An 11,655-nucleotide genomic window follows, 5' to 3' on the forward strand; every position below is an offset into this window, starting at 1 on the left:
CCCGGTAGCGCGTGAGATCAGCGCCCGTCAGCGGCTTCCGTGTGGTGGCGAATCACTTCGGCGACGACGAACGAGAACCACTTCTGCGCGAACTCGGGGTCCAGATCCGCCTCTTCTGCGAGACGCCGAAGACGGGCGACCTGCTGCTCTTCTCGCGTCGGGTCCGAGGCAGGCATCCCGTGCTCAGCCTTCAAGACACCCACCTGCTTGGTAGCGCGAAAACGCTCCGCGAGCATGAAGATCAGGGCGGCGTCGATGTTGTCGATGGTCGCGCGCAAACGCAGCAGGTCGGCAACTGGATCGGTCGGCTCGGTCATCGCCACTCCCTTCGGACTGTGTCGAGATTATCGCCTCCCTCACCCAGCGACCGCCGACCCCTAGAGTGTGACCATGAGCGACGAGAGCCCGACCCCGTCATCCTCGGTGGCGCCCGACGGAGAGACCGCCGCGGCGGCCGCCGCACCCACCGACGACGCCATCACCCCAGCGCCGCAACGGCGGTCGTTCTGGGTCGGCCTGAATCAGCCGTTCGCGGTTGGGTTTGCCGTCACTCTGGGAGCGCTGGCTGCCCTTCTGCTCGGGCTTGCCGTGTCGAACCTCGCCACGGTCATCATCTACATCAGCTTCGCTCTCTTCGCCGCACTCGGACTCGACCCCATCGTGCGCGCTCTCGAACGCAAGGGCGTTGGGCGTGTCTGGGGAATGGTGATCGTCTACGTGGGCTTCCTGCTCGTCATCGCCGGCGTCATCCTGCTCATCATGCCGACGGTGGTCGCCCAGATCGCGCAGTTCATCCGCGACATCCCCTCGATGATCAATGACTTCGAAAAGTCGGACGCTTTCGCGTGGCTTCAGACGAACTTCGGCGACCAGATCGGCAGCATCCTCAAGGATGTCGAAACGTTCATCCTCAATCCTGCGAACATCGCATCGATCACGGGCGGCGTGCTGGCTGTCGGTGCGGGAATCGCGACGGCGATTTCGGGCATCATCATCGTGATCGTCCTCAGCCTCTACTTCCTCGCCTCGCTGAACACGATCAAGGCAAGCTTTGTGCGCCTGACCCCGGCGAAGTCCCGCGCGAAGGTGACGGCGATGACCGAGCAGATCACTGACGGCATCGGCGGCTACCTCATGGGGATGGTCATCCTCGCGTTCTTCAACTCTGTCGTGGCCTTCTTCCTTCACCTCTTCCTCGGGTTGCCGTTCCCCGCGCTGATGGCGGTCATCGCGTTCTGCATCACCCTGATCCCTCTGATCGGCCCCGTGCTCTACTGGGGTATCGCGACGATCATCGCGCTGTTCACCGACCCGGTTGCTGCGCTGATCTTCGCGGCGCTCTACCTGGTCTACATGCAGCTCGAGGCATACGTTCTGACTCCCCGGGTCATGAACCGTGCGATCTCGGTTCCCGGTTCTCTCGTCGTGATCGGCGCGCTTGTCGGAGGCACCCTGCTGGGACTGCTCGGCGCGCTCGTCGCTATCCCGATCACTGCATCGATCCTGCTGATCATCAAGCAGGTCGTGATTCCCCGTCAGGACGCGAAGCTCTAGACCGTGCGGGTGGTACTGCCCCGCTCTAGGAGGCCAAGGCGATAGGCCGCGGGAATCGCGTGATGACGCGAGCTCACGCCGAGCTTGCGGTAGATCGCCGATAGCTGGGTCTTGATGGTGCTCGGCGATACCGACAGTGATTTGGCCACGTCGGACAAGACCCGCAGCGACAACCATGTGGCCCACGATGCCGCCCTCCCTCGCAGTCGGCACACGGCCGAGCACCGCGTCTGCCCAGATGCGCACCAGCAGCGCCTCAGCACGCTCCGCAAGGCTGCTCGTCGAGCGATCAAGGACGGCGGTCGCGAGTTCACGCGCAGCGTCTGGCTGGCCCCACTGACATGTTCAGGTGCGCTGTCGCGAGAGCGACGAGGGGCCCCTGTGGCGCCTGGGTCAGTACCGCTCGCGCCCGCTCGGGTTCCGAGAGCTGCAGCAGCGCATGGGCCTTCATTGCGGCCACCACATCGCGCCCGAACAGACTGTTCCAGCCCTGGTGGGTCATCTCGGCGAACTCGACGATCTCGGGCGCCCGCATGGGGCTCCGTTCAAGCAGAGCGTGCCTGGCTCGAAGGAGGGCGGTGATGGGCCAGAGATCATCCGAAGCTTCGACCTCGGGCCATCCATCTCGGGATCGTGGTCGTCGAAGCGCTCGACGAGCATCATCGCCTCGGCCAGGCCCCCGCTCCTCCCGAAGCGCCCGAGCCCAGGGCGCGGGGATCTCGTCGTCCACCCGGTCGAAGCGCGGCGGGGGGAAACGTGGGCGTATCGGAGCTCGCGTCCGGTGTGTCGTCTGGGGAAGGCCCGTGACCCGCAGTTCTGCTGCCTCTGTCGTGGCCGGATGGATCCGGGCCATTAGCGCTGCTGACCTTTCCGGCTTTCTGAGTGAGCTGGAAGAGGAGTGCATTCTCGTCGAGCCGCAGCACACCTATCTCGGCAAGGGCAACCTCGCCCGCTGGTTCGAGATGGTGGTGCTGCACCGCTCATCCACGCTCCGACTCATCTCGACCCACGACGCCGAGCCCGACCACCTCCTCGCGTGGGCGGAGTGGCGGGCCACAAGCTTTCACGACGAGGTGACGGTCTGGACGCCCCTTGCGGTGCTGACCGCACGCGGGCGAATCCGCGAGATCCACATCTCGCCGCCGATGCGCGTTCCCCTACCCGCTATCACCCCGCCCGAACCGGAGGAGAGCGCCGCATGAGACACGCCCCTACGAGCAAGCACCCGAGCGCTCGTCGCCCTGCTCCACCGCCCGCTGGGCCACGGTGGTGGCACTATCTGCTGGTCGGTCTGCTCGCAACCATCGCCATCGCCCTGGCCGGCGCCGCGCTCACCCAAGACCATTCGCCGCCGCAGCCCCGCGAACGTGTTGTGTCGCTCGGTCTGCCTGCTACAGGCCCGATGCTGGACACGGTTACGCCGAACTAAGGCGCTCGCGTCTACGATCGCGCCACAGGATGCCTGCAGCGATGACACCCTGAACCATGACGATCGCGCTGATGGTGGCCGCAATCGTCCCGGCAGCTTGGTCGGATGCCGTGAGAAGGTCGAATCCCCCGTGCCAGATCAGCACGGGGACGATGCTCCATCCGGCGCCGCGCCCCATCCATGCGAGAAGGTACGAGCCCGTGATGAGGGCAAGCATCCATCCGATGATTCCGGGGCCCATCTCGCGATAGGTCGGGTTGAAGATGAAGGCCGGGGCGTGCCATACGATCCAGACACCCGCAACGATGAGCGCCGCCCAGAACGTGGAGAAGCGCTCCGCGAGGTGCGGTAGCAACCAGCCCCGCCATCCCGCTTCCTCCCCGAGCCCAAAGGTGAGGATCCATACGACGGCCACGGCTGCCACGTTCCACCCCGGAAGCTTCTCGGTCAGGCCGAACTGTGTCATATCGGGCCAGCCGCCCGCGACGATCGCCGCGGTGAGGTAGCCGACGAGAAAGTACGCCACGGGCATCCCGACGGCCCACCACCACCAGACCCGGCGGAATCGCACGGAGAATGTTCGGTTCGCCCAGGCTCGCACCCCGCGCCATCCGCCGCTGAAAAGGCTCGCAACGACCGCCCCAGCGAGCGGCCCGAAGGAGCCGGCGAAGAAGACGAGGGGAACCGGGGGCAGTTCGGTCGCGCCCAGCGCCGCAACCGCCAGGGGCGCCCACACCAGCCAGGTGACCCCGAACGCGACCATCAGATAGACGACGACGCTTCCCCGGCGCCCGGCTACGGCGCTGTCGACGGCAGACGGCATCACGACCTCCGCGCGTCGCCGGTGACCGCTCGCCGGGGGCGAGCTCGGAGTCAGACCGCTGCGACGATTGTCACGGTAAGCGCAGGAGGCAGGTCGGTGAAGGGACCTCGGTCCTTGTCGTAGTCCGGCCCGGGATGCCGCGAGCATCGAGCGGTAGTACTGCGACATCGCTCGATCGCTGACCCGCGACGAGCAATCCGTCACCGACGACGAGGTGGTGCCGCGGCCAGTCGACCTCGGCCTCCACGAGCGCAAGCGGTGCAGTCGCCTCGCCCTCGCCGGCGACCCGCATCACGGCTATCGTGTTGCTTCCTCGCACACCGGCGTAGAGGAGTGCGCCGTCGGACGATTGCGTCAGTTCCGCTGCCGTGTCACCGTCGAGCGTCCCGGCGCCCAGCGGTGTGCCGCCCACGACGTGCCATACTCCAGCGTCGTCCGGCGCCAGCGCGAACAGCTCACACGAGAGCTCCGCGACGATGTACAGGTGGCCGCTGGGATGCAGGAGCCCGTGCCGCGGCCCGGATCCTCGGGGCAGCGTCACCTCCTGTATGAGTCGCGGCGCGCGCGAACCGGTGCGCCAGAACCTCACGAGGTCGAACCCCATGTCCGTCGTGGCGACAACACCCGGAGCCACGACGATGGACTGGTGGGCGTGCGAGACTCGCGGCTCGGGGTCGTAGCCGGCGTAGGGATCGGATGCGGCATCCGCCGTGACGGAACCACGGATGCCGCCGTCGGCGTCCAACTCGAGCTGCACCACCTGTCCGTCGCCCCAGCAGGTCACAAAGAGCCGCTCGCGGCCAGCGAGGATGTGACACGGCGCCGCACCGACGGGGCTCGGCTGCCCGAACGCGACCCACTGGTCTGGCCCCTGCTCCCGGAACGCCTGGACAGCACCCGCGCCCTCGAGTGTCGCGTAGACCACATCCAGCGTCGGATGCTTCGCCACCCACGACGGAGAGGGAGCGGCGGCCAGGGTTCCCCGCCAGCTGAGGGCGCCGGCACTCGTCGAGTCAGCGTCCCCAGCGGTGAGCAGACCGATCCCGTCGGCAGTGCCGTCCATATCGGCCGTGTAGCCGCCGACGAGTAAACGCATGCGCGCGGGCCTCAGTCGACCAGGTCGTGGCGGACGATGACCGCATCGCGACCAGGTCCGACACCGATCACCGAGATGCGCGTGCCGCTCATCTCCTCGAGCGCGAGCACGTAGTCCTGAGCTTCCAGCGGAAGATCCTCGAACGTGCGCGCCCCGGAGATGTCCTCGCTCCAGCCGGGCAAGTACTCCAGGATCGGGCGTGCGTGGTGGAAGTCCGACTGATTGTCGGGAATGTCGTCGAATCGCGTCCCGTCGACGTCATACGCGACGCACACCGGGATCTGCTCGAGGCCGGTCAGGATGTCGAGTTTGGTGAGCACGAGGTCGGTGATGCCGTTGATGCGCGTGGCGTACCGCGTGATGGGCGCGTCGTACCAGCCGACCCGCCGCGGACGACCCGTCGTGGTCCCGAACTCGAAGCCCCGCTGCCGAATCCATTCGCCCTGCTCGTCGAAGAGCTCGGTGGGGAAAGGGCCTGAGCCCACACGGGTCGTGTACGCCTTCACGATGCCGACAATGCGGTCTAGCCGGTTGGGGCCGACCCCGGATCCGGTTGCCGCGCCGCCCGCGGTCGCCGACGACGACGTCACGAACGGGTACGTGCCGTGGTCGACGTCGAGCATGGTCGCCTGACCGCCCTCGAACACGACGAGTTCCCCCCTGTCGAGCGCGTCGTTGAGCAGGAGCGAGGTGTCGGTCACCATCGGGCGAAGTCGTTCGGTGTACGAGAGCAGATCCTCGACGATTTCGTCGACCTCGATCGCGCGGCGGTTGTAGACCTTCACGAGCAGGTGGTTCTTCTGCTCGAGGGCACCCTCGACCTTCTGCCGCAGGATCTTCTCGTCGAACAGATCCTGCATCCGGATGCCGACACGGTTGATCTTGTCGGCGTAAGCCGGCCCGATGCCGCGGCCGGTCGTTCCGATCTGGCGCTTGCCGAGGAAGCGCTCGGTGACCTTGTCGAGCGTGCGGTGATACTGCGTGATGACGTGCGCAGCCGAGCTGATCTTCAACCTCGACGTGTCGATCCCGCGAGCGCGCAGCGCCTCGAGCTCACCGAAGAGGACCTCGAGGTCGACGACGACACCGTTCCCGATGACGGCGTTGACGCCGGGCGAGAGGATGCCGGAGGGCAGCAAGTGCAGGGCATACTTCTCATCGCCGATCACGACGGTGTGGCCCGCGTTGTTGCCGCCGTTGAACTTGACGACCCAGTCGGTGCGTTCACCGAGCAGGTCGGTGGCTTTGCCCTTGCCTTCGTCGCCCCACTGCACTCCGATGATCACGATGCCTGGCATGACGAATTCCCCCGGGGTGACGTGAGCTGGTAGGTCTCGAGTCTATCGGCGCGTCGCATCGCGGCCCGAGACGGCTTTCGTGGTCGCGCTGGATATCGTGAGCGCATGCTGAGATCTCGGGCCTGGGCCACCACCTGGGCGACGCTGCGGCTGCTCGCCGCCATCGCGGGTGTGGCGGCGATCGTCGGTCAGTTGGTGCGCACGCTGAGCATCTCGGCCAGCAACGGTTGGCCACTCGGGCTGACCGCTGTCGACTTCTTCAGCTTCTTCACGATCCTCTCCAACGTCGGCGCGGCGGTGGCTCTGACGATCGGGGCGATCCTGATCTGGCGGGGTGACCGCGTCGACCCCGCGTGGTTTGCCACGCTGCTTGCTGCAGTGTCGACCTACATGCTGATCACCGGGATCGTCTACAACGCGCTGCTGCGAAACATCCCGCTACCCCAGGGATCGACAGTTCCGTGGTCGAACGAGATCCTGCACGTCTGGGCTCCCCTGTTCATCCTGCTCGACGTTCTGCTCGGTCCGCTGCGGCGGCGCCTTCCCTGGCGTGCGCTGTGGACGATCATCGCGTTCCCGATCGTGTGGGTGATCTACACGCTGGTGCGCGGGCCGCTGGTCACCGACTTCCGCACCGGCAATCCGTGGTGGTACCCCTACCCGTTCCTGAACCCCAACGTCCAGCCGTGGGGCTACGGCGGCGTCGCACTCTATGTCGTCGGGATCGCCGCAGGCATCCTGCTGCTGGCAGCCGGGGTGATCTGGGTGGGTCGTCGGCGGGCTGCCGACCCCGCGGAGGCAGGCGGCGCTGCTCAGTAGACTGAGGTTCCATGTCGAAGGTCCTCCAGTCCCTGCCCATCGGCGAGCGCATCGGCATCGCCTTCTCGGGGGGTCTGGACACCTCCGTTGCCGTCGCGTGGATGCGCGACAAGGGTGCGGTGCCCTGCACCTACACCGGGGATCTGGGGCAGCCCGACGAAGATGACATCGCCGCCATTCCGGGCCGTGCGCTGACCTACGGTGCGGAAGTTTCGCGCCTTGTCGACTGCAAGACCGCGCTCGTCGAAGAGGGCTTCGCGGCCCTCTCGTGCGGCGCGTTCCACATCCGCTCGGGCGGCCGCACGTACTTCAACACGACGCCGCTGGGTCGCGCCGTCACGGGAACGCTCCTCGTTCGCGCGATGAAAGAGGACGGCGTCGACATCTGGGGCGACGGCTCCACCTACAAAGGCAACGACATCGAGCGGTTCTACCGCTACGGCCTGCTCGCCAACCCCGCGCTGCGCATCTACAAGCCGTGGCTGGATGCCGAGTTCGTGCGCGAACTCGGTGGCCGCAAAGAGATGAGCGAGTGGCTCGTCGCGCACGGCTTCCCGTACCGCGACTCTGCCGAGAAGGCGTACTCGACGGATGCCAACATCTGGGGCGCGACGCACGAAGCCAAGACCCTGGAGCACCTCGACGTGTCGCTCGAGACCGTTGACCCGATCATGGGGGTGCGCTTCTGGGACCCCGAGGTCGAGATCGTGACCGAGGATGTCACCGTCACTTTTGAGGCGGGTCGCCCGGTCGCTCTCAACGGCACCGAGTACTCCGACCCGGTCGACCTGGTGTTCGAGGCCAACCGCATCGGCGGTCGACATGGCCTCGGGATGAGCGACCAGATCGAGAACCGCATCATCGAAGCGAAGTCCCGCGGAATCTATGAGGCTCCGGGAATGGCGCTGCTGTTCATCGCCTACGAGCGCCTCGTCAACGCGATTCTCAATGAAGACACACTCGCGACCTACCACGAGCAGGGGCGCCGCCTCGGCAGGCTCATGTACGAGGGCCGCTGGCTCGAGCCGCAGTCGATCATGCTGCGTGAGTCGATCCAGAAGTGGGTCGGTTCCACGATCACGGGGACCGTCACGCTGCGGCTGCGTCGCGGCGAGGACTACACCGTTCTCGACACCACCGCGCCGGTCATGTCCTACGGTCCCGAGAAGCTCTCGATGGAGCGCGTCGGCGACGCAGCCTTCGGGCCGGTGGATCGAATCGGCCAGCTCACGATGCGAAACCTCGACATCGCCGATTCCCGCACGCGACTCGAGCAGTACGCGAGCATGGGTCTGCTGGGCGGGCCGACCGGTGAGCTGATCGGTGCCCTCAAGCGCGGCGAGGCCGAAGAGATCACCGAGCACGCAGCACCCTACGACCACGACCGCGAGGAGCTGGCCGAGGCGACGGATGCCGCGGGCGAAGCCGCCGCGTTCGACTTCGGCGCCGACTGAGGGGTGCAGCGCCGGCGGTGCCTGAGCATCCGCTGGCGAAAGTGCACACCAGTGTGCACTTTCTGCGATGATTGGTGCATGGCCCACACCGCCGCGCACGCCCTTCGCCGGGACGCCGTGCGCAACCGCGACGAGCTCCTCGCCTGCGCACAACGTGAGATCGCCCGCGACCCTCGCGCATCGCTGGCCACGATCGCTCAGGCAGCAGGACTGACCCGCCGCGCACTCTACGGACACTTCTCCGACCGCGACACACTCGTCCGTGCAGTCATCGAACGCGGTGCGGAACGGTTCAACGCGATAGCGAACGGCGTTGCCGCTGCAGAGCCGTTGGACGAGTTGACCGAGCTGACCACGCGACTGTGGCACGAAGCCTCCCTGGTGCACGCCTCCGCGGCGATCGCCCTCGAGGAGCGCTACCTGTCACTGACTGCCGCATCCCTCGCGCCCCTGCGCGCGCGTCTCACAGCAATCGTCGAGGACGGCCAGCGCACCGGACAGATCCGGCGGGACATCAGCGCCGCCACCCTCACGCGCCTGATCGAAGAGACCGCACGCACCCTCATCGTCCGCTGGGACCAGCAGGATGCCGAGGTCACCGCTCACCTGCCGGTGCGCGCCGTGCTCAGCATCGCCGGGTTGTCTTGGCAGGACGTCGAGGCTCGACTCGCGAACGCGCCCACGAAGGAGGCATCCGGTGCACGTTGAACTCTCCGACGTCAGCAAGGGCCGCCGCGGGATTGCACTGCCGCACATGAGTCTGAGCTACGGCAACAGTGTCGCCCGACTCGCCATCGCCGAAACCGAACAGCGCCCCACCGTTCTCGGTCTCATCGCGGCGGGCAGGATGACACCCGACACCGGCACTGTCCGGATCGACGGGGTTTCGGACCGTGGCGCGCTGCGCCGACGAGTCGCGCTCGTCGACGCGCCGGATGTCAGCGATCCCGCGCCCAACGTCACCGTATGGGGCATCGTCGCGGAGGAACTCATGTTCGCGGGTCAGCCTGCCTCTCCTCGAGCAGTGAAGCAGTGGCTCGTGACACACGACGCCGCGGGTCTGTCCCGCTTGCCGATCGCCGATGTCGCGCCTGCCGATCGGCTCCGGCTGCTGATGGAACTCGCGATCCTGCGGCCCGGCGTCGAAGGTCTCGTCGTCGTCTCGCCAGATCGCCACGGCGGCCATCCGGAGCGATGGTGGCAGATCGCCGTCGACTTCGCCGACCGCGGTACGAGCATTCTGGTGATCGCGGGAGCGGCGTCGGGAGCCGTACTCGCTGACATCGCTCCGCGTGCCGAGCTCGGCCCACCGGACGAGAGCGCGCTCTCCGAGGAGGATCAATCATGAAGGTTCCCGCCATGATCGCGGCGGAGCTTCGGCGACTGACCGCGACACGCATGTCGATCCTCGCCCTCGTGGCGCTCATGCTGGTGCCCGTGCTCTACGGAGGCGTCTACCTGTGGGCCAATCAAGACCCCTACGGCCGACTCAGCGAGGTGCCGGTTGCGCTCGTGAATCTCGATACGGGAGCTCAGAACGACGGCGCGAGCGTGAACTGCGGCGATGAGGTCGCCGACAATCTCCTCCGTGACGGCAGCTTCGACTGGCAGTCGCTCGACGCCGGTGCTGCCGAACAGGCTCTCACCGACGGATCCGTGGACTTCATCGTGACGATCCCGGCCGACTTCTCGACGGCACTGGTGTCAACTTCCGGCAGCAATCCGCACCAGGCCCGCTTGGAACTCGAGACCAACGACGCCAACAACTACCTCGCCTCCACGATCGGCGACCAGGCGATCGAGAAGATTCGTGCGTCAGTGGCGCAACTCGTCGGACAAGAGGCAGCGTCGCGCTTGCTTTCGGGAATCGCCGACATCCGCTCGAACCTGCAGGATGCCGTCACCGGCGCCACCGAACTGTCCTCGGGCGCGGCGCAGGCATCCGACGGGTCGGCGCGCCTGGCCGACGGGGCTGCCCAGCTCTCGTCCGGCCTCACACAACTCGCGGACGCCGCCCCGGGCCTGGCTGATGGTGCAGCCCAGGTCTCCCAGGGAACCGCGACGCTGGCGGGGTACGCCGATCGAGCCAGCTCCGCCAGCCAACAGGCCGTCAACGAGCTCCCGGCGGTTCGCCAGGACATCATCGACGCGCTCACCGCCGAAGGCCTCACCCCTGCCGAGATCGACGCCGTCCTCGCTCGCCTTGACCCACTTGCCGGGGCTGTCCAAAACGCCAACGCGCAGGTACAGAGCGCGGTGTCATCCGTTGATGCTCTCGCAGCAGGCGCCGCGCAGGTGGCTGCCGGTGCGCAGCAGCTCTCCGGCGGGCTTCAGGATGCCGCCAGCGGCGGGGTGCAGCTGGATGCCGCGTCCCAGACTCTGGCCGGCGGCCTGACCCAGCTCGACGAGGGCGCGGCGACGCTGCGCGACGGCCTTGCGTCGGGCGTCGCGCAGATTCCCGATTCGGATGCTGCGCTTCGGGAGGCGCAAGCGCAGACGATCTCGGATCCGGTCGCGGTGGAGACCGGCAAGGTCGCATCGGCGGGGGACTACGGTGCGGGCCTGGCCCCGTTTTTCGCGGCCCTTGCCGGATGGATCGGCATCTATGCGCTCTTCCTGATCGTGAAGCCCATCTCGCGTCGCGCCGTGACAGCCTTGCACTCTCCAGTGCGGGTCACCCTCGCCGGATGGCTCACCCCGGGCCTGCTCGGCGGACTGCAGATGCTCGCACTGTTCGGCATTCTCGCCGCAGCCCTCGGCTTCGCGTTCACGCACCCGCTGGCGACGCTCGGCGTGATGGTGTTCGCTTCCTTGACCTACGCCGCGATCATCCTGGCCCTGAACGTCTGGCTCGGATCGGTCGGACAGTTCCTCGGGCTCGTCCTCATGGTGCTGCAGCTCGTGACCGCAGGCGGAACCTTCCCCTGGCAGACGCTGCCCGAACCGCTGACCTGGCTGCATCACATCCTGCCGATGGGCTACGTCGTCGACGGGATGCGTCAACTCATGTACGGCGGAGACCTCGCGCGTGTGGGCACCGACCTCGGCATCCTGAGCCTGTGGTTGGTCGGTGCGTTGGCGTTCGCGGCGATCGGAGTCGCTCGAATGACCCACGGGAGGACGCTGCGCGACCTCCAGCCGAGCCTCATCGGCTGACTCGAATGCGGCGGCGCGAGCTAGGA

Annotated in this window: 14 protein-coding genes; 8 read left to right on the plus strand and 6 right to left on the minus strand. The window is 67.0% G+C overall.

Annotated features, from left to right (window positions below; translation table 11 throughout):
• Positions 1–17: 17 nt before the first annotated feature.
• Entirely contained in the window at positions 18–317 is a 300-nt protein-coding gene (locus tag AADH62_RS12595; RefSeq protein ID WP_300590818.1) for a chorismate mutase, read from the minus strand.
• Between the two features lie 73 nt (positions 318–390).
• On the opposite strand from AADH62_RS12595, the gene AADH62_RS12600 reads away from it, so the two are divergent.
• Positions 391–1,554: an AI-2E family transporter gene (locus tag AADH62_RS12600; RefSeq protein ID WP_341579771.1), complete on the plus strand. Its 1,164-nt coding sequence runs from the start codon at positions 391–393 to the stop codon at positions 1,552–1,554.
• Here the strand turns inward: AADH62_RS12600 and AADH62_RS14610 are convergent.
• Together AADH62_RS14610 and AADH62_RS12605 are read right to left on the minus strand one after the other, a co-directional pair.
• Complete coding sequence (locus AADH62_RS14610; RefSeq protein ID WP_425355688.1) at positions 1,551–1,868, minus strand: response regulator transcription factor; 318 nt, start codon at positions 1,866–1,868, stop codon at positions 1,551–1,553. The genes AADH62_RS12600 and AADH62_RS14610 overlap by 4 nt on opposite strands.
• Positions 1,865–2,089, minus strand: a complete 225-nt coding sequence (locus AADH62_RS12605; RefSeq protein ID WP_341579772.1) for a hypothetical protein — start codon at positions 2,087–2,089, stop codon at positions 1,865–1,867. Before AADH62_RS12605 ends, AADH62_RS14610 begins: the two co-directional genes overlap by 4 nt.
• Before the next feature lie 268 nt (positions 2,090–2,357).
• On the opposite strand from AADH62_RS12605, the gene AADH62_RS12610 reads away from it, so the two are divergent.
• The gene (locus tag AADH62_RS12610; RefSeq protein ID WP_341579773.1) at positions 2,358–2,756 is read left to right on the plus strand and encodes a hypothetical protein; all 399 of its coding nucleotides are present in this window, start codon (positions 2,358–2,360) and stop codon (positions 2,754–2,756) included.
• On the plus strand, positions 2,753–2,983 hold the full coding sequence (locus AADH62_RS12615) for a hypothetical protein (RefSeq protein WP_341579774.1): 231 nt from the start codon (positions 2,753–2,755) through the stop codon (positions 2,981–2,983). Before AADH62_RS12610 ends, AADH62_RS12615 begins: the two co-directional genes overlap by 4 nt.
• On the opposite strand, the gene AADH62_RS12620 is transcribed toward AADH62_RS12615, so the two are convergent.
• The 3 genes from AADH62_RS12620 to AADH62_RS12630 form a co-directional block, all read right to left on the minus strand.
• A complete protein-coding gene (locus AADH62_RS12620; protein ID WP_341579775.1) occupies positions 2,970–3,806 on the minus strand; it encodes a CPBP family intramembrane glutamic endopeptidase in 837 nt (278 codons plus the stop codon). The genes AADH62_RS12615 and AADH62_RS12620 overlap by 14 nt on opposite strands.
• Before the next feature lie 70 nt (positions 3,807–3,876).
• Positions 3,877–4,902 carry a lactonase family protein gene (locus AADH62_RS12625; protein ID WP_341579776.1) on the minus strand — a complete coding sequence of 342 codons (1,026 nt, stop codon included), beginning with the start codon at positions 4,900–4,902 and terminating at the stop codon, positions 3,877–3,879.
• Between the two features lie 11 nt (positions 4,903–4,913).
• Positions 4,914–6,200, minus strand: coding sequence for an adenylosuccinate synthase (locus AADH62_RS12630; RefSeq protein WP_341579777.1), 1,287 nt, complete (start codon positions 6,198–6,200; stop codon positions 4,914–4,916).
• A gap of 105 nt (positions 6,201–6,305) precedes the next feature.
• Between AADH62_RS12630 and AADH62_RS12635 the strand changes: the two genes are divergently transcribed.
• From AADH62_RS12635 to AADH62_RS12655, 5 genes are all read left to right on the plus strand, one after another.
• Positions 6,306–7,019, plus strand: a complete 714-nt coding sequence (locus tag AADH62_RS12635; RefSeq protein WP_341579778.1) for a Pr6Pr family membrane protein — start codon at positions 6,306–6,308, stop codon at positions 7,017–7,019.
• 11 nt (positions 7,020–7,030) lie between these two features.
• A complete protein-coding gene (gene argG / locus AADH62_RS12640) occupies positions 7,031–8,473 on the plus strand; it encodes an argininosuccinate synthase (protein WP_341579779.1) in 1,443 nt (480 codons plus the stop codon).
• 78 nt (positions 8,474–8,551) lie between these two features.
• Positions 8,552–9,181 carry a TetR family transcriptional regulator gene (locus tag AADH62_RS12645; RefSeq protein WP_341579780.1) on the plus strand — a complete coding sequence of 210 codons (630 nt, stop codon included), beginning with the start codon at positions 8,552–8,554 and terminating at the stop codon, positions 9,179–9,181.
• Entirely contained in the window at positions 9,171–9,821 is a 651-nt protein-coding gene (locus tag AADH62_RS12650; protein WP_341579781.1) for a hypothetical protein, read from the plus strand. The genes AADH62_RS12645 and AADH62_RS12650 overlap by 11 nt, the downstream gene beginning before the upstream one ends.
• Positions 9,818–11,629, plus strand: coding sequence for a YhgE/Pip family protein (locus tag AADH62_RS12655; RefSeq protein WP_341579782.1), 1,812 nt, complete (start codon positions 9,818–9,820; stop codon positions 11,627–11,629). Before AADH62_RS12650 ends, AADH62_RS12655 begins: the two co-directional genes overlap by 4 nt.
• Positions 11,630–11,655 lie beyond the last annotated feature (26 nt).

This window comes from Microbacterium schleiferi, assembly GCF_038150145.1.
Lineage (GTDB): Bacteria > Actinomycetota > Actinomycetes > Actinomycetales > Microbacteriaceae > Microbacterium > Microbacterium schleiferi_B.

Bases quoted from the DNA above. Each gene is read 5' to 3' on its own strand.
- AADH62_RS12595 (WP_300590818.1), bottom strand. From the start codon at position 317: ATGACCGAGCCGACCGATCCAGTTGCCGACCTGCTGCGTTTGCGCGCG.
- AADH62_RS12600 (WP_341579771.1), top strand. From the start codon at position 391: ATGAGCGACGAGAGCCCGACCCCGTCATCCTCGGTGGCGCCCGACGGA.
- AADH62_RS12605 (WP_341579772.1), bottom strand. From the start codon at position 2,089: ATGCGGGCGCCCGAGATCGTCGAGTTCGCCGAGATGACCCACCAGGGC.
- AADH62_RS12615 (WP_341579774.1), top strand. From the start codon at position 2,753: ATGAGACACGCCCCTACGAGCAAGCACCCGAGCGCTCGTCGCCCTGCT.
- AADH62_RS12620 (WP_341579775.1), bottom strand. From the start codon at position 3,806: ATGCCGTCTGCCGTCGACAGCGCCGTAGCCGGGCGCCGGGGAAGCGTC.
- AADH62_RS12625 (WP_341579776.1), bottom strand. From the start codon at position 4,902: ATGCGTTTACTCGTCGGCGGCTACACGGCCGATATGGACGGCACTGCC.
- AADH62_RS12630 (WP_341579777.1), bottom strand. From the start codon at position 6,200: ATGCCAGGCATCGTGATCATCGGAGTGCAGTGGGGCGACGAAGGCAAG.
- AADH62_RS12635 (WP_341579778.1), top strand. From the start codon at position 6,306: ATGCTGAGATCTCGGGCCTGGGCCACCACCTGGGCGACGCTGCGGCTG.
- argG (WP_341579779.1), top strand. From the start codon at position 7,031: ATGTCGAAGGTCCTCCAGTCCCTGCCCATCGGCGAGCGCATCGGCATC.
- AADH62_RS12645 (WP_341579780.1), top strand. From the start codon at position 8,552: ATGGCCCACACCGCCGCGCACGCCCTTCGCCGGGACGCCGTGCGCAAC.
- AADH62_RS12655 (WP_341579782.1), top strand. From the start codon at position 9,818: ATGAAGGTTCCCGCCATGATCGCGGCGGAGCTTCGGCGACTGACCGCG.